The sequence below is a fragment of the Pseudonocardia sp. Cha107L01 genome (assembly GCF_052566575.1).
Genome location: NZ_CP199579.1, coordinates 4,680,252 through 4,706,618 on the forward strand (window position 1 = coordinate 4,680,252; position 26,367 = coordinate 4,706,618).

At 72.6% G+C, this 26,367-nt stretch carries 23 protein-coding genes; 14 read left to right on the forward strand and 9 right to left on the reverse strand.

Annotated features, from left to right (window positions below; translation table 11 throughout):
- Positions 1 to 2: 2 nt before the first annotated feature.
- On the forward strand, positions 3 to 2,735 hold the full coding sequence (locus ACTXG6_RS22040; RefSeq protein WP_445189692.1) for a bifunctional acetate--CoA ligase family protein/GNAT family N-acetyltransferase: 2,733 nt from the start codon (positions 3 to 5) through the stop codon (positions 2,733 to 2,735).
- A gap of 28 nt (positions 2,736 to 2,763) precedes the next feature.
- On the opposite strand, the gene ACTXG6_RS22045 is transcribed toward ACTXG6_RS22040, so the two are convergent.
- The gene (locus tag ACTXG6_RS22045) at positions 2,764 to 4,416 is read right to left on the reverse strand and encodes a fumarate hydratase (protein ID WP_445189693.1); all 1,653 of its coding nucleotides are present in this window, start codon (positions 4,414 to 4,416) and stop codon (positions 2,764 to 2,766) included.
- Between the two features lie 178 nt (positions 4,417 to 4,594).
- Positions 4,595 to 5,608, reverse strand: coding sequence for a sigma-70 family RNA polymerase sigma factor (locus tag ACTXG6_RS22050; protein ID WP_445189694.1), 1,014 nt, complete (start codon positions 5,606 to 5,608; stop codon positions 4,595 to 4,597).
- Positions 5,609 to 6,007: 399 nt separating this feature from the next.
- Here ACTXG6_RS22050 and ACTXG6_RS22055 point away from each other — a divergent pair, with 399 nt between their 5' ends.
- The 3 genes from ACTXG6_RS22055 to ACTXG6_RS22065 all read left to right on the forward strand — a co-directional run bounded on the left by ACTXG6_RS22055 (position 6,008) and on the right by ACTXG6_RS22065 (position 8,726).
- Positions 6,008 to 7,747, forward strand: coding sequence for a PHA/PHB synthase family protein (locus ACTXG6_RS22055; protein ID WP_445189695.1), 1,740 nt, complete (start codon positions 6,008 to 6,010; stop codon positions 7,745 to 7,747).
- An 84-nt stretch (positions 7,748 to 7,831) separates the two neighbouring features.
- Positions 7,832 to 8,284, forward strand: a complete 453-nt coding sequence (locus ACTXG6_RS22060) for a helix-turn-helix domain-containing protein (protein ID WP_445189696.1) — start codon at positions 7,832 to 7,834, stop codon at positions 8,282 to 8,284.
- 112 nt (positions 8,285 to 8,396) lie between these two features.
- Positions 8,397 to 8,726 carry a hypothetical protein gene (locus ACTXG6_RS22065; protein ID WP_445189697.1) on the forward strand — a complete coding sequence of 110 codons (330 nt, stop codon included), beginning with the start codon at positions 8,397 to 8,399 and terminating at the stop codon, positions 8,724 to 8,726.
- Between the two features lie 90 nt (positions 8,727 to 8,816).
- Here ACTXG6_RS22065 and ACTXG6_RS22070 read toward each other — a convergent pair whose 3' ends face one another.
- Entirely contained in the window at positions 8,817 to 10,238 is a 1,422-nt protein-coding gene (locus ACTXG6_RS22070) for an NAD(P)/FAD-dependent oxidoreductase (protein ID WP_445189698.1), read from the reverse strand.
- Between the two features lie 144 nt (positions 10,239 to 10,382).
- On the opposite strand from ACTXG6_RS22070, the gene ACTXG6_RS22075 reads away from it, so the two are divergent.
- The gene (locus ACTXG6_RS22075) at positions 10,383 to 10,844 is read left to right on the forward strand and encodes an Lrp/AsnC family transcriptional regulator (RefSeq protein ID WP_445189699.1); all 462 of its coding nucleotides are present in this window, start codon (positions 10,383 to 10,385) and stop codon (positions 10,842 to 10,844) included.
- On the opposite strand, the gene ACTXG6_RS22080 is transcribed toward ACTXG6_RS22075, so the two are convergent.
- The gene (locus ACTXG6_RS22080) at positions 10,823 to 11,557 is read right to left on the reverse strand and encodes a TetR/AcrR family transcriptional regulator (RefSeq protein ID WP_445189700.1); all 735 of its coding nucleotides are present in this window, start codon (positions 11,555 to 11,557) and stop codon (positions 10,823 to 10,825) included. The genes ACTXG6_RS22075 and ACTXG6_RS22080 overlap by 22 nt on opposite strands.
- Positions 11,558 to 11,694: 137 nt before the next feature.
- Between ACTXG6_RS22080 and ACTXG6_RS22085 the strand changes: the two genes are divergently transcribed.
- On the forward strand, positions 11,695 to 11,937 hold the full coding sequence (locus ACTXG6_RS22085) for a hypothetical protein (RefSeq protein ID WP_445189701.1): 243 nt from the start codon (positions 11,695 to 11,697) through the stop codon (positions 11,935 to 11,937).
- Positions 11,938 to 11,952: 15 nt separating this feature from the next.
- Entirely contained in the window at positions 11,953 to 13,575 is a 1,623-nt protein-coding gene (locus tag ACTXG6_RS22090) for an amidohydrolase (protein ID WP_445189702.1), read from the forward strand.
- Here ACTXG6_RS22090 and dtd read toward each other — a convergent pair.
- Positions 13,563 to 14,027 carry a D-aminoacyl-tRNA deacylase gene (gene dtd / locus ACTXG6_RS22095; protein WP_445189703.1) on the reverse strand — a complete coding sequence of 155 codons (465 nt, stop codon included), beginning with the start codon at positions 14,025 to 14,027 and terminating at the stop codon, positions 13,563 to 13,565. The two genes, ACTXG6_RS22090 and dtd, sit on opposite strands and share 13 nt — an antisense overlap.
- On the reverse strand, positions 14,024 to 15,634 hold the full coding sequence (locus ACTXG6_RS22100) for a DUF7782 domain-containing protein (RefSeq protein WP_445189704.1): 1,611 nt from the start codon (positions 15,632 to 15,634) through the stop codon (positions 14,024 to 14,026). Before ACTXG6_RS22100 ends, dtd begins: the two co-directional genes overlap by 4 nt.
- A gap of 136 nt (positions 15,635 to 15,770) precedes the next feature.
- Here ACTXG6_RS22100 and ACTXG6_RS22105 point away from each other — a divergent pair, with 136 nt between their 5' ends.
- A complete protein-coding gene (locus ACTXG6_RS22105; protein WP_445189705.1) occupies positions 15,771 to 16,343 on the forward strand; it encodes an HhH-GPD-type base excision DNA repair protein in 573 nt (190 codons plus the stop codon).
- Positions 16,344 to 16,450: 107 nt separating this feature from the next.
- A complete protein-coding gene (locus ACTXG6_RS22110; protein ID WP_445189706.1) occupies positions 16,451 to 16,792 on the forward strand; it encodes a DUF3099 domain-containing protein in 342 nt (113 codons plus the stop codon).
- Here the strand turns inward: ACTXG6_RS22110 and ACTXG6_RS22115 are convergent.
- The gene (locus ACTXG6_RS22115) at positions 16,779 to 17,717 is read right to left on the reverse strand and encodes a pseudouridine-5'-phosphate glycosidase (protein ID WP_445189707.1); all 939 of its coding nucleotides are present in this window, start codon (positions 17,715 to 17,717) and stop codon (positions 16,779 to 16,781) included. The genes ACTXG6_RS22110 and ACTXG6_RS22115 overlap by 14 nt on opposite strands.
- A 212-nt stretch (positions 17,718 to 17,929) precedes the next feature.
- On the opposite strand from ACTXG6_RS22115, the gene ACTXG6_RS22120 reads away from it, so the two are divergent.
- A complete protein-coding gene (locus ACTXG6_RS22120) occupies positions 17,930 to 18,211 on the forward strand; it encodes a DUF3039 domain-containing protein (protein WP_445190073.1) in 282 nt (93 codons plus the stop codon).
- Positions 18,212 to 18,428: 217 nt separating this feature from the next.
- Positions 18,429 to 20,039: a hypothetical protein gene (locus ACTXG6_RS22125; RefSeq protein ID WP_445189708.1), complete on the forward strand. Its 1,611-nt coding sequence runs from the start codon at positions 18,429 to 18,431 to the stop codon at positions 20,037 to 20,039.
- 53 nt (positions 20,040 to 20,092) lie between these two features.
- Here ACTXG6_RS22125 and ACTXG6_RS22130 read toward each other — a convergent pair whose 3' ends face one another.
- A complete protein-coding gene (locus ACTXG6_RS22130; RefSeq protein WP_445189709.1) occupies positions 20,093 to 21,205 on the reverse strand; it encodes a YihY/virulence factor BrkB family protein in 1,113 nt (370 codons plus the stop codon).
- A gap of 320 nt (positions 21,206 to 21,525) precedes the next feature.
- On the opposite strand from ACTXG6_RS22130, the gene ACTXG6_RS22135 reads away from it, so the two are divergent.
- A complete protein-coding gene (locus ACTXG6_RS22135) occupies positions 21,526 to 23,274 on the forward strand; it encodes a DEAD/DEAH box helicase (RefSeq protein ID WP_445189710.1) in 1,749 nt (582 codons plus the stop codon).
- Between the two features lie 269 nt (positions 23,275 to 23,543).
- Complete coding sequence (locus tag ACTXG6_RS22140; RefSeq protein ID WP_445189711.1) at positions 23,544 to 24,809, forward strand: cysteine desulfurase-like protein; 1,266 nt, start codon at positions 23,544 to 23,546, stop codon at positions 24,807 to 24,809.
- 41 nt (positions 24,810 to 24,850) lie between these two features.
- Here the strand turns inward: ACTXG6_RS22140 and ACTXG6_RS22145 are convergent, their stop codons facing one another.
- Positions 24,851 to 25,033, reverse strand: a complete 183-nt coding sequence (locus tag ACTXG6_RS22145) for a DUF7455 domain-containing protein (RefSeq protein WP_445189712.1) — start codon at positions 25,031 to 25,033, stop codon at positions 24,851 to 24,853.
- A gap of 296 nt (positions 25,034 to 25,329) precedes the next feature.
- Here ACTXG6_RS22145 and ACTXG6_RS22150 point away from each other — a divergent pair, with 296 nt between their 5' ends.
- Positions 25,330 to 26,235, forward strand: a complete 906-nt coding sequence (locus ACTXG6_RS22150; RefSeq protein WP_445189713.1) for an EamA family transporter — start codon at positions 25,330 to 25,332, stop codon at positions 26,233 to 26,235.
- Positions 26,236 to 26,367 lie beyond the last annotated feature (132 nt).

Below are 26,367 nucleotides of genomic sequence, written 5' to 3' on the forward strand. Positions count from 1 at the left end.
GGATGTCCGGTGCCGAACGCGGCTACGGGGCGGGGCAGCACACGGCGCCCGAGCCGGAGCCCGCCGGGCCGGTCACCGCGGCACCCGGCCCGGAGGACAGCGGCTACCCCCGGCACCGGGAGGCCGACGTGGTCGCCTCCGACGGTGGAGTGGTGCACCTGCGCCCGATCCGCCCCACCGACGCCGACGCACTCGTCGAGTTCCATGCCCAGCTCTCCCCGCGCACCCGCTACCTGCGCTACTTCGGGGCGTACCCGCGGATACCACCGCGCGACCTGGTCCGGTTCACCGTCGTCGACCACCACGACCAGGTCGCCTTCGTCGGTCTGCTCGGCAGCGAGATCGTCGCGGTCGGGCGCTACGTGCGACTCGACGACAGCCTGTCGGCCGAGGTCGCGTTCGTGGTCCGGGACGACCACCAGGGCCGGGGGTTGGGCTCGATCCTGCTCGAGCATCTGGCGGCGGCGGCCCGGGAGAGCGGACTGCGACGCTTCGAGGCAGAGGTGCTGGCGGAGAACACCCAGATGGTGCGGGTGTTCCGCGACGCCGGCTACCAGGTCAGCCGCGAGTACGCCGAAGGAGTGCTGCACCTCGAGTTCGACGTCGACCCGACGGAACGGTCGCTGGCCGTGCGGGACGCCCGGGAGCAGGCCGCCGAGGCTCGCGGTGTGCACAACGCACTGCACCCCAGGTCGATCGCGGTGATCGGTGCGTCCAACGACCCCGCGAAGATCGGCCATGCGGTGCTGGCCAACCTGCTGCGGGGCAACTTCAGCGGCCCGGTGTTCCCGGTGAACCCGTCGGCACGGTCGGTGCGCGGAGTGCGCGCGTACCGCTCGGTCACCGAGATCCCGGACGAGGTGGACCTCGCGGTGATCGCGATCCCGGCCGCCGGCGTCGACAGCGTGATGGACTCCTGCCTGGCCAAGGGCGTGAAGTGCCTGGTGGTGCTCAGCTCCGGCTTCGCCGACGCCGGGCCGCCGGGGGTGGCCGCACAGCGACGGCTCGTCGAGCAGGCCAGGGCGCACGGCATGCGGGTGATCGGCCCGAACGCGCTCGGCGTGATCAACACCGCGCCGGAGTACTCGCTCAACGCCACACTCGCACCAGAGCTGCCCGGCCGGGGCCGGGTCGGGTTCTTCTGCCAGTCCGGGGCGCTCGGCATCGCCATCCTGGCTGGGCTGCGCGACCGGGGCCTGGGGCTGTCCACCTTCGTCTCCGCCGGCAACCGCGCCGACCTGTCCGGCAACGACCTGCTGCAGTACTGGCAGACCGATCCGGCCACCGAGGTGGTGCTGCTCTACCTGGAGACGTTCGGCAACCCGCGCAAGTTCGCCCGGCTGGCCCGGCGGGTGGCCCGGACCAAGCCGGTGGTGGCGGTCAAGAGCGGGCGGTTCGCTGCGCAGCTGCCGTCCTTCGGCACCAACGGCGAGCCGGTCGACGACGCGAGCGTGCAGGCGCTGTTCGAGCAGGCCGGGGTGATCAGGGTGCAGACCCTGCCCCAGCTCTTCGACACCGCGCAGCTGCTGGCCTACCAGCCGCTGCCGGCCGGCCCCCGGGTGAGTGTGGTGGGCAACTCCAGCGCGCTCGGGCTGCTGGTCACCGACGCCCTGCTCGACGAGGGCCTGTACCCGGCCGGCCCCCCGGTGGACGTCGGCACCGCGGCCACCCCCGAGCAGTTCGCCGAGGCCGTCTCCGCCGCCGCGCACTCGTCCGACACCGACGCCCTGATCGCGGTGTTCGTCCCGCCGGTGGCCACGCCGGGGCTGGAGTACGCCCGCGCGTTGCGGGCCGCCGCCGACGGGGCCGGCAAGCCGGTACTGAGCACGTTCCTCGCGGTCGAGGGCGTGCCGGCGGAGCTGGCGGTGCTGGGTCCGGACGGCCAGCCGGGACGCGGGTCGGTGCCGAGTTACCCCAGCCCGGAGCGGGCGGTCGCCGCGCTCGCGCGGGTCCTGCGCTACGCCCGCTGGCGGGATGCGCCGGCGGGGGAGTTCGTCCGCCCGGACGGCATCCGGCGGGAGGACGCTCGGGCGCTGGTGCACGAACGGCTCGGTGCCGCCGCCGCGTCGATCCCGCTGGCTGACCCGGACGCCACCGCGCTGCTGGCCTGTTACGGGATCGAGGTCACCCCGTTCCGGCTGGTCGACTCGCTCGACTCGGCGCGGGCGGCCGCCGAGGAGTTGGGCTACCCGGTCGCGATCAAGGGGGTGGGCGAGCGCTGGCAGGGGCCCGAGCTGATCGGCATCCGGCTCGACCTGGGCTCCCCGGACGCGGTCGCCGACGCCTACCGCGACCTGGCCCAGGTGACCGACCGGGCCGAGCTCTACGTGCAGCGGATGGCGCCGAAGGGGCTGTCCTGCGTGTTGGAGGTGCTGGACGACCCGTCGTTCGGCTCGCTGCTCTCCTTCGGCCTGTCCGGTATCGCCACCGAGCTGCTCGGCGACCGGGCACTGCGGGTCATCCCGCTGTCCACGGCGGATGCCGCCCGGCTGATCCGGGCGCCGAGGGCGGCCCCGCTGCTGTCCGGCTACGGCGGTGCGACGCCGGTCGACCTGGCCGCACTGGAGGATCTGGCGCTGCGGGTGAGCTGCCTGGCCGAGGACCTGCCGGAGGTGCGGTCGCTGCGGCTGGGTCCGGTGCTGGCCTCGGCCGAGACGGCCTCGGTCACCGCCGCCCGGATCGTGCTCGGCCCGCCGCCCAACTGGCAGGACAGCGGGCCGCGCCGGCTCGCCTGAGCGCGCCGACTAGTGCCGGACCGCCGGGTCAGCGGAAGCTGACCTGCAGGGTGGGCTGGCTGGTGGAGGCGAAGAAGTCGTTCCCCTTGTCGTCGACCACGACGAACGCGGGGAAGTCCTCGACCTCGATCTTCCAGACCGCTTCCATGCCGAGCTCCGCGTACTCGAGCACGTCGACCTTGCGGATGCAGTCCTTGGCCAGCCGGGCCGCCTGGCCGCCGATCGAGCCCAGGTAGAACCCGCCGTGCCGCTGGCAGGACTCGGTGACCTGACGGGACCGGTTGCCCTTGGCCAGCATCACCATCGATCCGCCGGCGGCTTGGAACCGCTCCACGTAGGAGTCCATCCGCCCCGCCGTGGTCGGGCCGAATGAGCCGGACGCGTAACCGGCCGGGGTCTTGGCCGGCCCGGCGTAGTACACCGGGTGATCACGCAGGTAGTCCGGCATCGGCTCGCCGGCATCCAGCCGCTCGGCGATCTTCGCGTGCGCGATGTCCCGAGCCACCACCATGGATCCGGTCAACGCCAGGCGGGTCTTCACCGGCAGCTGGGACAGCTGAGCGCGGATATCCGACATCGGCCGGTTCAGATCGACCCGGACGACGTCGGTCTCGGTCGGCAGCTCCTCCTCGGCCACCTCGGGCAGGAACCGGGCCGGGTCGCGTTCCAACTGCTCCAGGAACACCCCGTCGGCGGTGATCTTCGCCTTGGCCTGGCGGTCGGCCGAGCAGGACACGGCGATGCCCACCGGCAGTGACGCCCCGTGCCGGGGCAGCCGGATCACCCGCACGTCGTGGCAGAAGTACTTGCCGCCGAACTGCGCGCCGATGCCGAACTGGCGGGTCAGCTCCAGTACCTGCGCCTCGAGGTCGCGGTCACGGAACGCCTCGCCCAGCCCTGAGCCGCGTTCCGGCAGGGTGTCCAGGTAGCGCGCCGAAGCGAGCTTGGCCACCTTGAGGGTGTACTCGGCGGACATCCCGCCGACCACGATCGCCAGGTGGTACGGCGGACAGGCGGCGGTGCCGAGCGAGCGCAGCTTCTCGTCCAGGAACTGGGCCAGCCGCGTGGGGTTCAGCAGCGCCTTGGTCTCCTGGTACAGGTAGGTCTTGTTGGCCGACCCGCCGCCCTTGGCCAGTACCAGGAACTCGTACTTCGGCCGGTCGCCGGGGATGTGCGTGAGCTCGATCTGGGCGGGCAGGTTCGAGCCGGTGTTGCGTTCCTCCCAGAACGTGGTCGGCGCCATCTGCGAGTAGCGCAGGTTGAGCTCCTGGTAGGCGTCGAACACCCCCCGGGAGATCGCGGCCTCGTCGGCACCGCCGGTCAGCACGCCCTCGGTGCGCTTGCCGATCACGATCGCGGTGCCGGTGTCCTGACACATCGGCAGGATGCCACCCGCTGACACGCAGGCGTTGCGCAGCAGGTCGGTGGCGACGAAGTGATCGTTCGCACTCGCTTCCGGGTCGTCGATGATCGAGCGCAGCTGCGCGAGGTGGGACGGGCGGAGCAGATGTTGGATGTCGGTCACGGCGGCCTTGACCAGGCCGGTGAGGGTGGCGGGCTCGATCCGGAGGAAGTCCTGGCCGTCAACTCGAAGCGGCGTGACGCCGCCCAGGTCGAGCTGGCGGTACTCGGTGTCGTCCGGGCCGAGCGGGAGTACGTCAATGTGGTGGAACTCGGGCACGAGCAGAAAGGTACCCGGCTCAGACGAGTGTGGCCGCTCGAGCGGCGGACCCCGGCTCGCACAGACCGGGCGCCGGCCGCGCAGACTCTGCGGCGTCTGTGCGGCCCGCGGCAGGTCTGTGCGGCCGGGGACTGGGGCGTGGTGGGTGGCGCCGCCGTAGTGGCGGGGCGCCGGTCGGTCAGCTGGCGTAGGCGCGCAGCCGGTTGGCCCGGTCGCCCACTCGCAGCTTCGCCATGACCTCACGCTCGATCTGGCGGACCCGCTCGCGGGACAGCCCGAACGAACGGCCGATCTGGTCCAGGGTGCGCGGCTGGCCGTCGTCAAGGCCGTAGCGCATCCGGATCACGTTCTGCTCCCGGTCGTCGAGCGTGGCCAGCACCCGGCGCAGGTCGTCGTGCAGCAGGTGCGAGATGACCGTGGTCTCGGCGTCGGTGGCCTCGGCGTCCTCGATGAAGTCGCCCAGGGGGGCCTCTTCCTCGTTGCCCACCGGCATGTCCAGGCTCACCGGGTCGCGGGAGTGGTCCAGCAGGTCGGCGATCTTCTCCTCGGCGATCCCGGACTCCGCCGCGATCTCCTCGTGGGTGGCGTCCCGGCCGAGCCGCTGGTGCAGGTCGCGCTTCACCCGGGCGATCTTGTTGACCTGCTCCACCAGGTGCACGGGCAGCCGGATGGTGCGGGCCTGGTCGGCCATGCCACGGGTGATGGCCTGCCGGATCCACCAGGTCGCGTAGGTGGAGAACTTGAAGCCCTTGGCGTAGTCGAACTTCTCGACCGCGCGGATCAGGCCCAGGTTGCCCTCCTGGATCAGGTCGAGCAGCGGCATGCCGCGACCGGTGTAGCGCTTGGCCAGCGACACCACCAGTCGCAGGTTCGCCTCCAGCAGGTGGTTGCGGGCCCGTTCGCCGTCGCGCACCAGGGCGCGCAGGTCAGCGGCCTGCTGGAGGGAGAGTTCGGGGTCCGTGTTGAGCATGTGGTTGGCGAAAACGCCGGCTTCGATACGCTTGGCGAGATCAACCTCTTGCTCAGCCGTCAAAAGTGCGCGTTTGCCGATACCATTGAGATACACCCGCACGAGGTCGGCGGCTGGGCTCTGCGCGTCCAGCTCTTCGGCCGTCGGCTCGAGCTCCAGGGTCACCGACTCCGGAGCGGCTGAGGCGATCCGTCGACGTTCCATGGTCTGCGGCGCAGTCATAGTGAGGTCCCTCCCTACGCGTACCGCTGGGGCATCTCGCGGTGTCCTCTGTGCGGCTTCACCATGTAAGACGCATCAGGGGGGACAATCGTTCCCAAAACCGGGACGTGGCCTGGCGCACTCCTGAGTTTCCTGAGAACCGCAACCAGGCCCGTGTATGAGGTATACAACGTCTGACCAGGCAATCTGTCCGGGCGGCGGATCCGGCCGCAGCTGAGGGTCACCGGACGTGGGTGTGACCGCCGTCGCCGATCCGCTCGCCGATCCGCTCGCCGGACCTCCTCCCGGGTGCCCGCCCGGCCCAGCCCGCCCGGCCGGCGCGCTCCCGATGGCCCTCGGCGTGTGCGTACTGACCGGTAGGACGGCAGGATGCCCTGGGAACGTGGAGGAGGCGCGACTGTGACCAGCACCGAAGAGTCGCTCACCCGGGTCAGGGAGACCGCCGCCGAGATCGTGTCCGGTCTCCGCGAGCTGCTCGGCACCGACGACATGTTGCCCAGGCTGGACCCGGTCGGCTTCGGGGCCGCGCTGCGCCGGGCCGCTTTCTCACTGGCCGGCCGACCGCTCCCGGTGGCCCGGGTCACCCTGGACTACTGCGGCGGTACCGGGCGGGCCGCGGTCGCGTCGGTGCTGCGCGCCGCCGGGGTGGACGTGCCGGGGCCGGCGGAGGTGGCGGACGACGACCGCCGTTACCGCGACCCCGCGTACACCTCAAACGCCTGGTTCTACCTGTCCCGCCAGCAGCACGTGCTGTTCGCGGGCTACCTGCGCGCGCTGTTCGATCACGCCGAGGTGGATGACCGGACCCGGGCGAAGGTGGACTTCGCGCTCGGCCAGATCATCGATGCCACCGCGCCGGCCAACTTCCCGATGACCAATCCGACGGTGCTCAAGCGGGCGTTCGACACCGGCGGGCAGAGCCTGCTGCACGGGCTGCGCAACATGGTCCGCGACCTGGCGACCAACCAGGGCCTGCCGCGCCAGGTGACGCCTGGGCAGTTCACCGTGGGCCGGGAACTGGCGGCCACCCCGGGCAAGGTGGTCTTCCGCAACCGGCTGATCGAGCTGATCCAGTACGCCGCGCAGACCGACACGGTGCACCAGGTGCCGATGCTGTTCAGCCCGCCGTGGATCAACAAGTACTACGTGATGGACCTGGCGCCGGGGAAGAGCCTGGTGGAGTGGGCGGTCAAGCACGGCCACACCTGCTTCATGATCAGCTACCGGAACCCGGACGAGAGCCTGCGCGACGTCGGGATGGCCGACTACCTGCGGGAAGGCCCGCTCGCCGCGCTCGAGGTCATCGAGGAGATCACCGGTGAGCCGGAGGCCAACATGGTAGCGCTGTGCCTCGGCGGCACGCTGGCCACCGCCACGGCGGCCTGGCTGGCCGCCCGGCGGCGGCCCGGCGTCGCCTCGCTGACCCTGATGAACACGCTGCTGGACTTCGAGGTGCCCGGTCAGCTGGGCGTGTTCGCCGACCCCGACGCGGTCGCCAACCTGAGCCGGCTGATGCGGCGGGACGGCTACCTGCCGGCACAGAGCATGAAGGCCACCTTCGACGCGTTGCGTGCAACCGACCTGGTGTGGAACTACGTGGTCAACGACTGGCTGCTGGGCGCGGACCCGGCTCCGTTCGACCTCCTCACCTGGAACGCCGACTCGACCCGGATGCCGGCGACCATGCAGACCGAGTACCTGCGCACCTGTTACCTGGAGAACCAGCTGGCCAAGGGCAAGATGGAGCTGGCCGGCGAGCGGCTGGACCTCAGCGACGTGCAGCAGGACGCCTACGTGATCACCGCCGAGTCCGACCACATCGCCCCGTGGCACTCGGTGTACACCGGCGCCCGGTTGCTCGCCGGCCCGGTGCGGTTCGTGCTGTCCAACTCCGGGCACATCGCCGGCGTGGTCAACCCGCCGAGCCCCAAGTCCCGGCACTGGTGCGCCGAGGGCGCCGACCTGCCGGCCGACGTCGCGGACTGGCGGGCCGCCGCGGTCGAACGCACGGCGAGCTGGTGGACCGACTGGACACCCTGGATCGAGACGCGCGCGGGCCGGCGGGGACGCCCGCCGGAACTGGGTAGCGCCGCCCATCCGCCGCTCGCGGACGCCCCGGGCAGCTATGTGCACGCCTGACTGGGCGCCCGCCGGCCGCGGCGAAGCGGGCACCTCCAGTGCTGCCTGTGGATCAACCGATTCTTCCGGGACACAATGAGGGGTATGAGCGAGCAACGGCCCGACGAGGATGCCGGGCGGCCGGGCACCGATCCCTGGTCGGCGCAGATGGATGCGCTGGGCGGGTTCATCCGCGCGCAGCGGCACCTGGCGAACCTGTCGCTGCGTGAGATGGCCAGCCTGACCAGCGTGTCCAACGCGTACCTCAGCCAGATCGAGCGCGGCCTGCACCAGCCTTCCCTGAAGGTGCTGCGCTCGATCGCGGACGCGCTGAACCTGAGCACCGAGCAGTTGCTCGCCCAGACCGGCTGGATGCGCGGGAACGGCCACCGGGCGGCGGGCGCGGTGGCCGAGGAGTCGGCACCGCCGAGCCGGGGCGCGGCCGGCGCCCCGGACACCGAGGACGCGATCCGGCGGGACCCCCGGCTGTCGCCGGCCCAGCGTGAGGCGCTGCTCGGGGTGTACCGCAGCTTCACCGCCGGCGGATCCACCGGCTGACCCACCCGCTGACCCGCCGGTGAGACAGGTCATGCGGATCTTTGATTGAAATACTTAACACGGGTGCGTAGTTTGATGGGCAGACACCGTGAGCATCTCGGAGAGGCACCCCATGAGCACCGCCCAGGAACAGTTCACCGACTTCGCGCAGCGCGGCCAGCAGGCGCTGATCAATACCGTCAAGGACTGGACCGACACCGCGGCGGGGTACGCGCGGACCGTCGCCGGCGCACAGCCGGAGCTGCCGACCGCGGGTGACGTGGTGAGCAACGTCTTCGACTTCGCCGAGCAGCTGCTGCACGGACAGCGTGAGCTCGCCGCCAATCTGGTCGCCGCCGGCACCGAGGTTGCCGAAGCGACCCGTAAGGCCGCCGAGCAGGCCACCCAGGCAGCGACCGCCGCCGCCGACCGGGTGATCACCCGGACCGGCGCGACCGGCTGAGCCGGTGAACCAGCCCGGGCCCGCCGCTGAGCCGGCGAACCTGGCCCGCCCGGCTGAGCCGGCGAACCAGGCCCGCCCGGCGAGCGGGGATCAGCTGTTGAAGCCCATCCCGGTCGCGTCCATCGCGCGCAGCCAGGCGTTGCGCCGCCCGTCCCTGGCGTCGGCGCGGGCCAGTGACCAGCAGGTCAGCTGCGCACCGAGCCAACGCAGCGGCTCCGGCGGGAACGGTAGCGGGGTGCTGCGCACCATCTTCAGCGCGGTCCGCTCGGTCTGCTCGCCGTCCAACAGGTCGAGCATCACCTGGGCGCCGAACCGGGTCGCGGCCACGCCGAGACCGGTGAAGCCGAGTGCGTAGCTGATGCGGCCGCGCCCGGCGGTGCCGAAAAAGGCGCTGTAGCGGCTGCAGGTGTCGATCAAGCCGCCCCAGCTGTGGGTGAAGCGCACGTCCTCGAGCTGCGGGAACGTCTCGAAGAAGTGGCCGGCCAGGGTCCGGAAGGTGGCCGGCCGCTGATCCAGTTCGGCACCCACCCTGGACCCGAAGTGGTAGACCATGTCGTAGCCGCCCCACAGGATCCGGTTGTCGGCGGTCAACCGGTAGTAGTGGAACAGGTTGGCCGCGTCCGCGATGCCCTCACGCCCCCGCCAGCCGATCGAGTCGAGCTGCTCGGCGGTCAGTGGTTCGGTCACCAGCACGTGGTCGTAGACCGGCACGATGTAGCGGCGCAGCCTCGGTACCAGCGGCTGGAACGCGTTGGTGGCCAGCGCCACCCGCCGACCGGTCACCCGCCCGTACGGGGTGTTCACCGCCGTGGCGGCGCCGCGCCGCGCCAGCCCGGTGGCCGGACTGCGCTCGAAGATACGCACGCCCAGTTGCAGGCAGACCTGCTTGAGGCCCCAGGCCAGCTTGGCCGGGTGCACCATGGCCACCCCGCGCGGATTGCGGACCGCGGCCAGGTAGGTCGGTGAGTGGACCGCCGCGCGGATCGCCTCCCCGTCCAGGAACTCCAGCTCCGACCCGTGCCGGGGACCCTGCTCGGCCTCCTCGACCAGCGCGGCGACCTCGTGCGGCCGGGTCGCCACATCCAGCTGGCCGGTGCGTTCCCACTCGCAGTCGATGCCGTAGCGGCGCACCGTCGCCTCGAGCTCGTCCAGGTTCTCCAGTCCGAGGCGCTGCAGGGTGTCCAGCTCGCCCGGCCACCGCTGCAGCCCGTTGTGGAACCCGTGGGTGAGGGTCGCCTCGCAGAACCCGCCGTTGCGCCCGGACGCCGCCCAGCCGACCTCGTGCGCCTCCAGCAGCACCACGTCACGCCCGGGGTCGCGTTCCTTGGCGAGCAGCGCGGTCCACAGTCCGCAGTAACCGCCGCCGACCACCACCAGGTCGCAGTCCGTGTCGCCGACCAGTGCGGGCCGGGCCGCCGGCCGGGCCGGGTCGGTCAGCCAGAACGGGGTCGGCTCGGCTTCGACGAGTGAGCGCGCTGGGTCGCGTTGGGACACTGATCCCGGCGTAGACATGACACAAGCATACGTAATTAGTCGTCGAAGATGTTAGTAGCAACGGATATCGTTGTTCTGGATGTCACAGGCTTGTTCCTGGTCGGTCGGCCTACCGGCCTGTCGCACACCGCTCCGGCGGGCTGGCGCTGTTGTAATGGCCGGGTGACACGCGAGACCGCGCCGCTGGACGAGATCTCCAAGCGGATCATCGAGCAGTTGCAGGAGGACGGCCGGCGGCCCTACGCCACCATCGGCAAGGCCGTGGGGCTGTCCGAGACCGCTGTCCGGCAGCGGGTGCAGCGGCTCTCCGAGTCCGGAGTGATCCAGATCGTGGCGGTCACCGACCCGCTGCGGGTGGGCATTTTCCGCCAGGCGATGGTCGCGGTGAACGTCGCGGGGCCGATCGAGCCGGTCGCCGATGCGCTGGCCGAGATGCCCGAGGTGCCGTACGTGGTGATCTGCGGCGGGCGCTTCGACATTCTGGCCGAGGTGGTCTGCGTGGATGACGCGAGCCTGCTCGAACTGATCTCCAGCCGGATCCGCACGCTGCCCGGGGTGCGCAACGCCGAGGCGCTGGTCTACCTGCGGCTGCGCAAGGACTCCTACCGGTGGGCCATCCCGTGACGATTCTGGCGGCCGGCGCGCCGGCCCTCCCTCGGCGCGGTCTCCAGCGCGGTCAGGAACAGCTCAAGGGCCAGCGGGAACGAGCTGCTCGAGAGTCTGGGCAGCAGCTCGTCGAAGGTGGCCGCGATGTTCGGGTACTGCTCGGGCGGCAGCGAGGCGTACCCGGTCCGCCAGGCGCGCTCCGAGGAGTCCGTCCCGGGACCGGACTGGGCGGCGGCGTCCAGTGCCGAGAAGGCGAGCACCAGGTCGATGAACGACAGGTAGTGCCGGACCGCCTCGGCGTCGTCGAAGCCGGCGCCGCGCATGATGCCCAGCATCATCTCGACGGTCTTGATCTCGTTCGGCCGGCCGGTGATCCGGGACGCCGCGAGCACCGCCGTGCGCGGGTAGGCCAGGTTCCTGCGGTACACCAGCACGGCCAGCTGGCGCAGGTCGCCGATCCACTTGCCGGTGGGGCGGAACAGCTCCAGCGACCGGCCGATCAGCTCGTCCGCGACGGCCAGCAGCAGCTCGTCCTTGCTCGGGAAGTACCGGTAGATCGCGGTGGCGTCCGAGCCCAGCGCGGCGCCGAGGCGGCGCATGGACAGTGCCTCACCGCCGTGCTGCTCGATCAGCCGCATGCTGGTCTGCACGATCAGTTCCTCGGAGAGCACCTGCCCGCTGCGGGTCGGGCGCCGTCGGCGCCGCTCGGCGGGGACCCGGTCGCTGGCCATTCGAGCAGGGCAACACGGGTTCGACCCTTATGTCAACACTATTGACCTAGTAGTGGTGGGCGACGTTCCATAAGTTCACCTCCCGGGGTGAAGGGGTCGGCGTTGGCGACATCGGGGTATCGACCAGAGCGTCCGGGGTGGCGGCCACCACGAGCATCGGCATCGGCATGGGTTCGCTGGCCAGCATTGTGGGCAACCAGCTGCCGATCCTGCTGGTGCTCGCGTTCCTGCCGATGCTGGGTATCGCCGGTGCCTACGCCCGGTTGAACCGGGTGGAGCGCAACTGTGGGAATGGCTATGTGTGGGTCGGCATGGGGCCGGCGCTCGGAGTACTTCCGCACCGGTCAGGGCACCGACGACCTGACCTGCGGACCTGCTGACCCCGGAGGCCGACCGTGTCCGCTGACCTGATCTTCACCGGCGGCCCGGTGTACCTGGGCGGGGCGCGGGTCGGCACCGGCGTCGCGGTGACCGGCGACCGGATCAGCGCGGTGGGCGCCGACGCGGCCCGCGTGCTGGCCGGCCCGCGTACCGAGGTGGTCGACCTGGCCGGGCGGCTGCTGCTGCCGGGCTTCATCGACGCGCACGTGCACGCGGTGAGCGGGGGCGTCGAGCTCGGCCAGTGCGACCTGAGCGGCGCCGAGACCGCGCCCGACTACCTGAGGCTGGTCGCCCGGCACGCCGCCGCGCACCCTGGTGAGCCGTGGGTTCGCGGCGGCGGGTGGGCGCTGGCCCCGTTCGCCGGTGGCATCCCCACCCGGGAGCTGCTCGACGCGGTGGTGCCGGACCGGCCGGTGTACCTCGTCAACCGGGACCACCACGGCGCCTGGGTGAACAGCAGGGCACTCGAGCTGGCCGGGATCGACCGGCGCAGCGCCGACCCGGTCGACGGGCGGATCGAGCGCGACGCCGACGGGGTGCCCAACGGCATGCTGCAGGAGGGCGCCGCGCACCTGGTCGGGCGGCTGTTGCCGGCGGTCACCGCGGCGGACCGGCTGGCCGGGCTGCTGCGGGCGCAGCGGCTGCTGCACTCGCTGGGCATCACCGCCTGGCAGGACGCACTGCTGGGCTCCTTCAACGGGATGGGCGACCCGAGCGAGGCCTACCTGGCCGCGGTCGCCGGCGGGCAGCTCACCGCGCGGGTCAGCGGCGCACTGTGGTGGGACCGGGCGCTGGGGGCCGAGCAGATCGACGACCTGTTGCGGCGGCGGGCGCTGCTGGCGGCACCGCCGCTGCGGGCGCGCACCGTGAAGATCATGCAGGACGGGATCGCGGAGAACCACACCGCCGCACTGCTGGAGCCGTACCTGACCCCGTGCGGCTGCGCGGGCGCGAACCGGGGCCACAGCTTCGTCGACCCCGCGGAACTGGGCAAGTACGTGGTCGCGCTGGACGCGCTGGACTTCCAGGTGCACTTCCACGCGCTCGGTGACCGGGCCGTCCGGGAGGCGCTGGACGCGGTGGCCGCCGCGCGGGAGGCCAACGGCGACCGGGGCAACCGGCACCACCTGGCGCACCTGCAGGTGGTGCACCCGGACGACATCCCGCGCTTCGCCCAGCTCGGCGCGGTCGCCAACATCCAGCCGCTCTGGGCCTGCCACGAGCCGCAGATGGACGAGCTCACCATCCCGTTCCTGGGGCCCGAGCGGACCGCGCGGCAGTACCCGTTCGGCGCGCTGCTGGCCTCCGGGGCCCGGCTCGCCGGCGGGAGCGACTGGCCGGTGAGCAGCCCCGACCCACTCCAGGGCATCCACACCGCGGTGAACCGGGTCGCCCCGGGCGCGGACGGGCCGGTGTTCCTGCCCGAGCAGCGCATCGGGCTGGCCGCCGCGCTGGACCTCTATACGGCGGGCTCGGCCTACGTCTGCCACACCGACGACACCGGCCTCATCGCCGAGGGCCACCTGGCCGACCTGACCGTGCTGGACCGCGACCTGCAACGCCAGCCGCCGGAGCGGATCGCCGACGCCTCGGTGGACCTGACCTTCGTCGGCGGGCGGTGCGTCTACGCGCGCTGAGCGCCCGGCACCGCCGGGGCCGGCGGGTTCGCCTCGACGAGCACGGTGAACGGGCCGTCGTTGACCGACTCGACGGCCATCATCGCGCCGAACCGGCCGGTCTCGACCCGCGCGCCCCGCTCCCGCAGCAGCGCCACCACCCGCTCCACAAGCGGTTCGGCCAGCTCCGGCGCCGCGGCGGCCGACCAGGACGGGCGGCGGCCCTTGCGGGTGTCGCCGTAGAGGGTGAACTGGCTGACCACCAGCAGCGGCGCTCCGACGCTCGCGCAGGACTGTTCGTCGCGCAGCAGCCGCAGCTCGTGCAGCTTGCGGGCGAGCACGGCGGCCTGCTCAGGGCCGTCGTCGCGGTGCACCCCGAGCAGCACCAGCAGCCCCGGCTCGTCGATCGCGCCGACCACGTCGCCATCCACCCGCACCGCCGCGCTGCTGACCCGGGCGGCGACCGCCCTCACCCGAGCCGCCCAGTGGCCGGCGCGGGGGCCGGGGCACTACCGGCCACCGGGTCCGCCCGGGCAGCGGCCCACTCCGCCGGCACCAGCAGGCCGTGGCGCACCAGCTCGCGCACCGCCGGCAGACTGGCTGCCACCAGCTCGTCCACCGGACGGTCCTGGGAGAAGGAGAGCAGCGCCAGCAGCTCGCTCAGCGGCAGCGCGCCCTGACAGCCGGCCAGCAGCGCGGCGGCCACCTCGTCCACCTGGTGCCGCCAGCCCGGCCCGTCCACCCGGCGCACGGTGGAAAGGACGGACTCCCAGCCTTCCTCGCCGGCCCGGGAGACGTTCTCCAGCACGACCGAGGGCGCCACCGCCAGCCGGGCGTCCAGCAGCCCTTCGTCGTCACGCCGGCGCAGCCAGTCCACCCGGTCCAGCCAGCCCTCGGTCTCCACGCCCAGCGGGTCGGCGAGCGCCTGGGGCAGGTCCTCGCAGAGCACGGTCGGCTCCACCCGGCCGGCGGCGGAGCCGGTGTTACGCAGAGTGATGAACCCGAAGCCGACGCCCTCCACCCGGTTGCGGTCGAACCAGGAGAGCCACTCCTCGGCGTCGCGGCGGCCGGCGGGGGAGGACGGGTCGATGCCGGAGTCGCGCATCCAGGTGCCCACGTAGAGCGCCGGGTCGGCCACCTCACGCTGCACGAACCAGGCGTCCAGCCCACCCGCGGGGCCGTTCCCGGGGAGCCAGGAGGTCACCCGGTCCGGCCAGTCCTCGCCGCGCACGTGCAGCCAGCAGGCCAGCAGCTGGGCCACGCCGCCGTCGGCGAGCAGCCCGGGCAGCGCGCCGACCAGCCGGGCCGCCACGTCGTCGCCGGCCAGCCCGGAGTCGCGGTAGGTGTGGCGCACCCGGGGTGGCCCGACCACGAACGGCGGGTTGCTCACGATCTGGTCGAACCGCTCGCCGGCCACCGGCTCCAGCCAGGAACCGGCGCGCAGCTCGACGTCCACCCCACTGAGCGCGAAGGTGGCCCCGGCCAGCGCCAGCGCGCGCGGGTTCACGTCGGTGGCCACCAGGTGCTCGGCGTAGCGGGCCGCGTGCAGCGCCTGTACCCCGCAGCCGGTGCCGAGGTCGAGCAGGCGGCCGACCGGGCGGCGCACCGTCGCCGACGCGAGGGTGAGCGATGCCTGGCCGACGCCGAGCACGTGGTCGGCGCGCAGCTCCCGGGACTGGCTCATGGTCCGGTCCCGGTCCAGGTCGGAGACCACCCACCAGGCCCCGTCGTCGTCGCCGTGCGGACGGACGTCGAGCGCGGCGTCGAGCCCGGGACCGTCCCCGTTGCGCTCGCCGTGCTGGAGCAGGCCGGCGGCGAGCGCCCGCTCGACGGTCACCGGGGCCAGGGCCTCGGCCACCGCGTCGGCCGGCTCGGTGTCACCGAGCAGGAACAGCCGCACCAGGGTGCCGAGTGGGCCACCGTCCGCGCTGGCCAACCGGGCCGGCACCGGCTCGTCGCGGCCCAGTGCGGCGTGCGCGTCCTCGCCGAGCAGCTCCGGCACCCCGTCGACGTCGTAGCCCACCCGCTGGAACGCCGCGCGCAGGGCGGCGCACAGATCGGGATCCAACCGAGGAATCATGAATCGATCCTGTCACCGAGCCTGTCGCCCGGGCCCCGAGACCCCACGGGGTAGCCTGGTCGTCCCTTCACGAACGGTGGGTGGCGGGCGGTGCCGACGGTGCCGTCCGCCAGCCACCACTGTCCCGGGAGAGATCGTGGCCCTGAGTCTGAGCCTGCGCGACGACGCCGACGCCCTGCTGGACCGGGATCCGCTGGCGCTGCTCGTCGGCATGGTGCTGGACCAGCAGATTCCCCTCGAGCGCGCCTTCTCCAGTCCGTACGAGCTGACCCAGCGACTGGGGCACGACCTGGATGCGCGCGAGCTCGCCGAGTTCGACCCGGAGGCGCTGGCCGCGGTGTTCGGCCAGCCGCCGGCGCTGCACCGGTTCCCGAAGTCGATGGCCGGCCGGGTGCAGGAGGTGTGCCGGGCACTCGTGGAGCGCTACGACGGTGACGTGACCGGGTTGTGGGCCGACGTGCCGGACGGCGCCACGCTGCTCAAGCGGCTCAAGGCGCTGCCCGGCTTCGGGGAGCAGAAGGCGAAGATCTTCCTGGCGCTGCTGGGCAAGCAGCGCGGGGTCACCCCGCCCGGTTGGCGGGAGGCCGCCGGGGTGTACGGCGAGGACGGCTCGTACCGCTCCGTCGCGGACATCGTGGACTCCCAGAGCCTCGGCAAGGTCCGGGCGTACAAGCAGGAGATGAAGGCGGCGGCGAAAGCCAAGGCCTGACAGGCCGACAGCGCCGGTGAGCTCGTGCACCGCTGGGCGCGGCGGGGACCTCGCACCGCTCGGGCGGACGTGACGAGGAGTAGGGTGCTGACGGCGGAGGTGGTGTCGTGAAGAGTCCGGATCCGGGCGACGCACCGGTCCTGATCACCGACGCGGCGCGGTCGTACGAGGAAGAGTTCGCCACCCGCCGGCGCCGCTACTCGATCATGATGGCGATGCGGGTGCCCTGCCTGGTGCTGGCCGCGGTCTTCTACCACACGCCCTGGCTGGCAGCGACGCTCATCATCGCGTCCATCCCGCTGCCGTGGATGGCCGTACTCATCGCCAACGACCGGCTGCCGCTGAAGGCCTCGAGGTTCAAGCGGTACCGGGACGAGACCGGCGCCCAGCAGGTCGGTTCCGGTGCCAAGCAGCTCGAGGCCAAGGACCACCCCGTCATCGAGTCCTGACCGCGCCGGCCAGTGCGATCCCGCCGGCGAGCGCACCGGCCACCCGTGCGGCCAGGCCCACGTTGGCCCGCACCAGTGCGATGTTGCAGGCCAGGCTGGCCCGGCCGGTCGCGGTGTGGAAGTAGTCCAGCAGCATCGGCGTGACGTCCCGCCCGCGCACCGCGCGCTGCTCGGCCAGTGCGAGCGCCTCACCGAGGACCCGGTCGTGCAGCGTCCGGTCCAGCTCGTCGGCCGCCGGCACCGGGTTGGCCAGCACCAGCCCAGACGGGCTGCCCAGCGCCCAGTGCGCGGCGGCGATCTCGGCAACCTGGGGCACCTCGTCCACCCGCCACGGCGTGGGGCAGCCGGAGTCCCGCAGGTAGAAGCCGGGGAAGGCGTCGGTGCCGAAGCCGAGCACCGGTACCGACAGCGTCTCCAGCTGCTCCAGGGTGGCCGGTACGTCCAGCAGCGACTTGACCCCGGCGCACACCACCAGCACCGGGGTGTCGGCGAGCACACCCAGGTCCGCCGAGACGTCCCAGCTGTCCCTGGCACCTCGGTGCACCCCGCCGAGGCCGCCGGTGCCGAACACGGCGATGCCGGCCAGCCGGGCCAGCAGGCAGGTGGAGGCCACCGTGGTGGCGCCGTCCAGGCCGAGCCCCAACGCCACTCCGAGGTCGCGGCGGGACAGCTTGGCCAGTCCGCCGCCGCACACCCGGTCCAGCTCGGCCGGGGTCAGCCCGACGACCGCCGTGCCGTCCAGCACCGCGATGGTGGCCGGCACCGCGCCGCCCTCCCGGACGACCTCCTCCAGCTCGGCGGCCACCTCCCGGTTGTCCGGGGCCGGCAGGCCGTGCGCGAGCAGGGTGCTCTCCAGTGCGACCACCGGGCGGCCCTCGGCGACCGCATCGGCCACCTCGGGCGCGACCCGCACGGCGTCGGGCATGTGTCCTCCTCCGCGTCGGGCACCTCACCGTCGCCGGCGTAGAAACCTACCCGGCGCACCGGGACGGAGATCGATCCGCCCACCGCGAGATCGACGAGTTTCCGGTTCGATCTTGAAATATCCAGATCCCGTCGATCTCGGCGCCCGACGTAGCCGGCGTGCGGTGCCGTCGGTCCCGCGGGGCGGCCGAGGTGCCGGCTCGCTCCCCGCTCATGGTCCCGGTGCGGCATCATGGTCGGGTGAGCACCTCGACGCAGACGCTGCCAGACGTCGACACCCGCCCGGAGGAACGGCACTCTACGGGTGACGACACCCCGAAGATGTTCCACTACGTGCGCAAGGAGAAGATCGCGGAGAGCGCGGTCCTTGGAAACCACGTGGTCGCGTTGTGCGGGGAGACCTTCCCGGTCACCCGGGCCGCGAAGCCCGGTTCGCCGGTGTGCCCGGACTGCAAGAAGATCTACGAGTCGATGCCGGCCGGCGGGGACTCCTGACCCCGGGCGGTTGCTGACCCCGGCGGGTCACTGGATCGGGTGATCCGAACAGCTCGCCGGGGCCGTTTGCAATCGCACACGATCCGTCCCGTTCGGCCCCGGCGCGCGGGGGTGACGGTGTTCGCTGCCCGGTATGACGTGGCCTGGGCAGCGAGCTGGATACCGCCGCGGTGGCCCCCCGCGCACCGAGCGAGGCGATCTCGCCCGCACAGCGGTGGTGATCGGTGCGGTCCTGGCGGCCGCCGTGGTCTTCGTCGCGACGCTCACCGTGGTCCTCGGCCCCTCCCGGGGCCACGGTCTGTCCTCCTTCCTCGGCTCCGTGCCGGCCAAGAGCGACTCCAGCAGCAAGGACTCCGGCAGCAAGAAGGACAAGGGTTCCGGCGACTCCGGCGACTCGAGCGGCGACTCCGCCAAGGGTTCTGACAAGGGCTCGGGGGACTCCGGCGACGATTCGAGCGGTGACTCCGACATGGGCTCGGGCACCGACGACTCGGGAGACGACTCGGGGGGTGACAAGTCGGACGCCTCCGACAAGTCCAAGGGCTCCGACGGGGACTCCTCGGATTCGGGCGGCGGCTCGTCGGGCGGCGGTTCGGGCGGGAGTTCGTCGGGCGGCGGCACATCGAGCGGCGACTCGGGCGGGAGTTCGTCGGGCGGGAGTTCGTCGGGCGGGAGTTCGTCGGGCGGGGGATGGGGCGGCGCCGGCTCGAGCGCGGGCGGCAGTACCGGCCCGACGGGCATGGCGAGCCCTGGCGCCGGATCGGGCGCGGGGTCGAGTTCGGGCGCCGGCCCGGCGGGGCAGGGCGCCGGCCCGAACGGGTTCGGCGGACCGGGCGGCGGGTCGGCCGGTCCGGGTGCGTTCAACGGGTCGGGCGGGTCGGGCGGGTCGGGCGGTGGCGAACGGGCCACGGTCGGCAGCGGGAACGGCACGACCCAGGTCAACTGTTCCAGGGTGGTGTACGACCAGGCCGGCCTGCGGGACGCGCTGTCCAGCGCCAGCCCCAACGACGTGATCTGTGTGAAGGGCAACCTGAGCCAGCCCGGCGGCCCACCGGCGCCGTCGTCCAACTCGTCGGGTTTCCCCAACCCCGGCGGGTCCGGTAGCACAGGCGCACCCGGCAATCCGGGCGGCTTCGGCGGTGCCACCGGCGGCAGCTCGGGCGGGCCGAACGGCTCGGGCGGCTTCGGCAGATCGGGCGGGCCGAACAGCTCGGGCGGCTTCGGCAACTCGGGCGGGCCGAACAGCTCGGGCGGCTTCGGCAACTCGGGCGGCCCGAACGGCGCGAACGGCCCGAACGGCTCGGGTGCCTTGAACAACTGGACGGGTTCCGCCGGCCGGTCCGGGTCCGGCAACACCTCGGCGGCGCCGTCCGCGTTCTCCCCGGGGCCGAGCAGGCAACTGCGTATCTGGCTCACCGGGTACTCCTGGCAGGACAACACCCCGCCCGGGTCGTCGACCGTCAGCCACCCGATCCTGCACAAGGACGCCGGCGGCACCGGCACCTACGCCGACCCGATCACCGTCGCGGTGCCCGGCCAGGGCGATGGCATCTGGAAGGCCGGCAGCCGGTTCTACCTGCCGACGGTCAAGCGCTACGTGATCGTCGAGGACACCGGTGCCAGCCCGCCGCCGTCGGGTCAGGACGGGCACCTGGACATGTGGATCGGTGGCCAGGGCGGGTCCCGGTCGGCCACCGACGCGTGCATGGACAAGATCACCGGCACCAATGTGCCCGCTCAGCTCAACCCGCCGCCCGGCCTGCCGGTCATCCAGGGCCCGGTCTACGGCAACGGGGGCTGCGACGTGCCCGGCGACGCCAAGCCCTGAGCCGGCGAGCGGGGCGAACCGGGCCGAACCGGGCGAACCGGGCCAGCCGGGGCTCAACGCCCGGGTTGCTGCTCCGAGCCGCCGGCCAGCTGGTCCTGCGCAGCCCGTGCGCGCCGGGCCACTCCCGGCCTCGGCCGGGGGTGGCCGGGCGGGTGTGTTCCCGGCGGGCTGGGCGCGGCCTCCCGATCGATACCGAGCGACTCGGTCAGCTGCCGCACCCCGAGCATCCGCTGGATCCGCCGCCTGCGCTGCTGCGGGTGCACCGGCCAGATCTCCTGGATGGCGTTGTTCAGCTGGGCCCCGAGCACCACGGCGAACCCGATCAGGAACGCGAACAGCAGGAACGCGATCGGGGTCGCCAGCGCGCCGTAGGTGTAGCCGGTGCTGGTGATGGCCGCGATGTAGATCCGCAGGCCGAGGGCCGAGATGGCGAACACCAGCATCGCGAGCACCGCGCCGGGCAGCAGCCGGCGCCACGGCAGGCTGCGCGGCAGCGAAACCTTGTAGAGCGTGGTCAGCCCGAGCACGATCACCACGACCACGACCGGGTAGTAGAAGGTGTTGATCAGGCTGAGCACCGCCGGTGCCCACGAGCTGGGCAGGATCCGCTTCAACAGTTCGGGGCCCAGAGTCAGCAGCGGAAGTGTGATGACGGTCACCACGAGCGCGACCAGGTAGATCAGCAGCGCGAAGATGCGCTGCCAGGCAGGGTGCCGGATGCTGTACTGCCCGTGCGCGAACGTGATCGAGTCGACCAGCGAGGAGATCGCCGACGAGCCGGCGACCAGCGCGATCGGGAAGCCGATCGAGACGATGTCGGCCCGGCCCCGGCTGAGGATGTCGCCCACCGTCGGCTCGATGAACTGGCTGACCACCTCGTGGTTGAAGATGGTGCCGGCGAACCGGATGATGCCGTGCTGGACCTGGATCAGGCTCTCCGGGCCGATCCAGCCGGCCACGTAACCCATCGAGCCGAGCAGCCCGAGCAGCAGCGGCGGCAGGGACAGCGTCTCCCAGTAGGCGGCCTGCGCGGCCATCGCGAAGATTCCGTCGTCCCACGACTTCGAGAGGGTGCGTCCGGCCAGGCGGCGCGCGGGCGAGCCGGAGACCGGCACGGCCGGCGCGGCGGCCTCGCCGTCCGCCGCTGAGCTCCCTTGCGTCCTCATTGCGAAGTAAGTGTGCGGCACCGCGGCGGAATACGGGAGTTCCCGGCGACGACTCGCCGGCCCGGGTGCCCGATCCGGTGGCAGTGCCGGGAACTAAACTCCAACCGCCCTCGCGGCCTCGCGGCGTGACTCTCCCGCCGCGCTCGACTGCGGGTCCCGAACACCGAGGTGGTGGGCGGGTGGCACGGGGAGGGCGTATTCGAGTGTCCCTGACGCGGCACCGCCGCTGCGTCCTGACGCGGTCGTCGTCCCCGAGCCGGGGCGTCGCCGCGGAGAGGAGTCGTGTGTCCGAGCTGGGCTCTCGTTCACGATCGTCAGCCGTGCGGACAGCACCGGAGGCAGCGCCGGAGACAGCACCGGCCGCGCCGGCCGGACCTGGTCTGCGGGGCTGGCAGCGGCGTGCGCTGGCGCGGTACCTGGCGGCCTCGCCGAAGGACTTCCTGGCGGCGGCCACCCCGGGCGCCGGCAAGACCACCTTCGGCCTGCGGATCGCCGCCGAGCTGCTCGCCGACCGCACGATCGCCGGGATCACCGTGGTCACCCCGACCGAGCACCTGAAGTACCAGTGGGCGGAGGCCGCCGGCCGGGTCGGCATCGCGCTGGACCCGGAGTTCCGCAACACCAGCGGCGCGACCTCCCGGGACTACCACGGGGTCGTCGTCACCTATGCGCAGGTGGCCGCCCACCCGGTGCTGCACCGCGCGCGCACCGAGACCCGGCGGAGTCTGGTGATCCTGGACGAGGTGCACCACACCGGCGACGCCAAGTCCTGGGGCGACGCCATCCGGGAGGCCTTCGAACCGGCCACCCGGCGGCTCGCGCTGACCGGCACCCCGTTCCGCAGCGACGACAGCCCCATCCCGTTCGTGAACTACGAGCCGGACGGCGAGGGCGTGCTGCACAGCAAGGCCGACCACTCCTACGGCTACTCCGATGCGCTGCGCGACGGCGTGGTGCGGCCGGTGGTGTTCCTGGCCTATTCCGGGCAGGCCAGCTGGCGGACCAGCGCGGGCGAGGAGTTCACCGCACGCCTCGGCGAGCCGCTGACCGCCGAGCAGACCGCGCGGGCTTGGCGCACCGCGCTGGACCCCGCCGGGGAGTGGATCTCCTCGGTGCTCAGCGCGGCGGACACCCGGCTGAGCCAGCTGCGCGCCGGCGGGGTGCCCGACGCCGGCGGGCTGCTGATCGCCAGCGACCAGACCACGGCCAGGGCCTACGCCGGGCTGATCACCCAGCTGACCGGGACGCCGCCGGTGCTGGTGCTGTCCGACGAGGCGGGCGCGTCGGCCCGGATCGCCTCCTTCGCCGACTCCGACGCCCGCTGGCTGGTCGCCGTGCGGATGGTGAGCGAGGGCGTCGACGTGCCCCGGCTGGCCGTCGGGGTGTACGCCACCAGCGCCTCCACACCGCTGTTCTTCGCCCAGGCGATCGGCCGCTTCGTCCGCGCCAGGAAGCCGGGGGAGACCGCCAGCGTGTTCCTGCCCAGCGTGCCCGCGCTGCTCGAGCTGGCCAGCGCGCTGGAGAAGCAGCGCGACCACGTGCTCGGTAAGCCGGACCGGCCGAAGGAAGGCTGGGAGGACGACCTGCTCGCGGACGCGCTGAAGCAGAAGGACGAGCCCGGCGAGGACGAGAAGGCCTTCACCTCGCTGGGCGCCGACGCCGAGCTGGACCAGCTCATCTTCGATGGCGCGTCGTACGGCACCGCCGCGTTCGCCGGCTCCGACGAGGAGCAGGACTACCTCGGTCTGCCCGGGCTGCTCGAGCCGGACCAGGTCCGGGCGCTGCTGCAGAACCGGCAGCAACGCCAGCTCGACCGGCCCGGCGGGGCCGTCCCGGTGGTGGAGGCGCCGGCGCGCCCGGCCGCCGACCGGCCCGTGTCGGTGCACCAGCGGCTGTCCGAGCTGCGCCGGGAGCTGAACACGCTGGTCGCGCTGGTGCACCACCGCACCAGCAAGCCGCACGGGGTGATCCACGGCGAGCTGCGCCGGTCCTGCGGTGGGCCGCCGACGGCGATGGCCTCCGCGGATCAGCTCCAGGAGCGGATCGCGGCTCTGCGTTCCTGGCGCTGAGCGGCTCCGGGCGGCTCCGGGGGAGCTTCGGGCGGCGCTGAGCGGCTCCGGGCTCCGGGCGGCTTCGGGTACGCCGCCGGGCCCGGGGCACGAGTGCCCTGAGTCCGAAATCTGTCACCAGTCTCCGGCGCCCAGATGGCGCCTCGCGGCGTTGTCGTCGCGGCCGATACAACAGCGGTATCGGCCACTCCTCCGCCTTGCGATGCATCCATCTGGATCACCGGATACTGGCAACGAACTTCGGACTCAGGGCACTAGCGTCGGCTGCTGTGGACTTCGACGTAGCGGCCGTACGGGCCCGGTATCCCGCGCTGGCCGACGGGCGGGTGTGGTTGGACGGTGCCGCCGGCACCCAGGTGCCGGACGCCGTCATCGACGCCGTGAGCGAGGTCTACCGGACCGGGCTAGGGAACCAGGGGGCGGCGTTCCCGGTCAGCCAGCGGCTCGGTGAGGTGGTCGCGCGGGCCCGTCAGGCCGTTGCCGACCTCCTCGGCGCGCCGGATCCGGCCGGTGTGGTGTTCGGCCCGAGCACGACGGCGCTGACCTACCGGTTCGCCTCGGCCCTGGCGCCCGGCTGGCGCGCCGGTGACGAGATCGTGGTCACCGAGCTGGACCACGAGGCGAACCTGTGGCCGTGGGTTCGGGCCGCCGAGCGGGCCGGGGTGCGGGTGCGGACCGCCCGCCTCGACCGGGCCAGCGGCACACTTCCGGTCGAGGCGGTCACCGAGCTGCTGTCCGAGAGGACCCGGTTGGTCGCGGTCACCGCGGCGTCGAACCTGCTGGGCACCATGCCGGATGTGGCGAGCATCACGGCGGCCGCCAGAGGCGTCGGCGCGGTGAGCTACCTGGACGGCGCGCACCACTGCCCGCATGCGGTGGTGGCGCTGCCGGAGCTGGGCGCGGACTTCTACGTGACCAGCGCCTACAAGTGGTACGGGCCGCACCTGGCCGCCGTGGTGACGACCCGCCCCGAGCTGCTGGACGGGTTGGCCGTGGACAACCTGCGGCCGGTGACCGGGCCCGGTCCGGTGCGCTTCGAGCTGGGCACCAACCCGTTCCCGGCGCTGGCCGGCGTGGATGCCGCCGTCAGCCACCTCGCCGACCCCGGGTCGAGCGCGCCGGCGAACGGCGTCGGCCGCGGCGCGCGGCTGGTCGGCGCCCGGGCCTCGGCGGTGGCCCACGAGCGCGACCTCGCCGCGCGGCTGCTCGCCGGGCTCCGCGGGATCGAGGGGGTCGAACTACTGCCCGGGGCGGACGCTCCGGTGGACCGGCGCACCCCGACGTTCTCGTTCCGGGTCGGTGGCCACGAGCCGCGCGCGGTGGCCGAGGCGCTGGCCCGGGCCGGGATCAACGTATGGCACGGGCACGCCTACGCCGTGGCGGCGGCCGCCGCGCTCGGCATCGCCCAGGGAGACGCGGCTGGCGCGGTGCGCGCCTCGGTGAACCACTACAACACCGTCGAGGACGTGTCCCGGCTGCTCACAGCTGTCTCCGAGTACGTCTCCGAAAATACGACAGGGCGGAGGCCCTGGTAGGCCCCCGCCCCGTCGCGGTAGTCGGTGGAGTGCAGTTGCGCTCAGGCGCCCGTCTGCAGTTCGACGGACAGTTCCTTCAGCTTTGCTTCGTGGGCGCGCGCGTGGTGGCCGCAGAACAGAAGCTCGCCACCGGACGGAAGAACCGCGCGTACTTTCGCGGCTGCTCCGCAACGGTCGCAGCGATCGGTGGCGGTGAGCTCGGGCCGGACAAGTGTTCCTGGCATAGCTGCCTCCTCCGTCTCCGACACCGGTACTCCCGGTGCCCTCGTGCGGGAACTCACCGCGCAACCGCGGTCCCATCACTCTTCCAGACGTTCGGCCCCCCCGCACTTGTTCCCGGCCCAGACGCGACATGTGTCACGGTCATTTAGCGTGTCGGTTACACACGGGGTTGCCGATTGACTACGCAATGCATCATCCGTCGCCACCCCCTGTTCAGGCAATCCGGCAATAGCGGTAACCAGTCGTGGTGAGTTGCTTCCTCTGCGTGAGCACCTGAGGAGGTGTCAAGAAGGGTGCGATGAGCGGGAAAACGTCTCAGGGTCTTGCGCGTGTTCCGGCTCCCGCGCTCTTCCTGCTCGGCGGCGGCTCGCAGTACGTGGGTGCCGCGGTCGCCGTGGGCCTGTTCCGGGAGCTCGAACCGGCTGCGGTGGCCTGGCTGCGGCTACTCGGCGCGGCGGTCGTGCTGGTGGCGTGGCGACGCCCGCCGGCGGCGGCCTGGTGGGGCCGAGGACTGCTGTTGGCCGGGGCGTTCGGGCTGGTCACCGGGGTGATGAATGCCGCGTTCTACGAGGCCATCGACCGGCTCCCGCTGGGTACGGCGGTCGCCGTGGAGTTCTGCGGACCGGTCGCCGTGGCGGCCCTGGCGTCGCGCGGCGCGCGGGACTGGGCGGCTCTGGTGCTGGCCGGGCTGGGCGTGGTGCTGATCGCCGACGTGCAGTGGGCGGGCAGTGCGTCCGGGGTGCTCTGGGCACTGGCCGCCGCGACCGCCTGGGCCGGCTACATCGTGCTCGCCAAGCGGGTGGCCCAGGGCGGCAACGGGGTCGACGGCCTCGCGGTGGGGTTCGCGGTCGCCTCGGTGCTGCTGGTGCCGCTCGTGCTGGGTTCCGGGCGGCTGTGGGGGAGCCCCCGGCTGCTGCTGCTCGGCGTCGGCGTCGGCGTGCTGAGCAGCGTGCTGCCCTACGTGCTGGACCAGGTGGTGCTGCGCCGGATCGGCCGGGCCCGGTTCGCGGTGCTGCTCGCGCTGCTGCCGGTCACGGCGGCCCTGGTCGGGCTGGTGGCACTCGGCCAGGTTCCCGGGTGGGCCGAGGGCGCCGGCATTCTCGCGGTGATGGTCGCGGTGATGCTGAGGTCCCGCGACGACGACCCGGAACGGGCCGGGGCGCCGCCGGCGGGTGCCGGCGGCCCCGGGAGCGCCTCGGTCTGACACTGGCAGGAGGCCGGAATGGCCTCTGGTTGCCCTGTGGAGGGCCTAGCTGACGGACTGTGTGGAACAACGAGCGGCGGGGAGCTGGCTGCGCTCGGGTGCCCTGTGAGGGGCGCTCCTAGCTGGCGGACT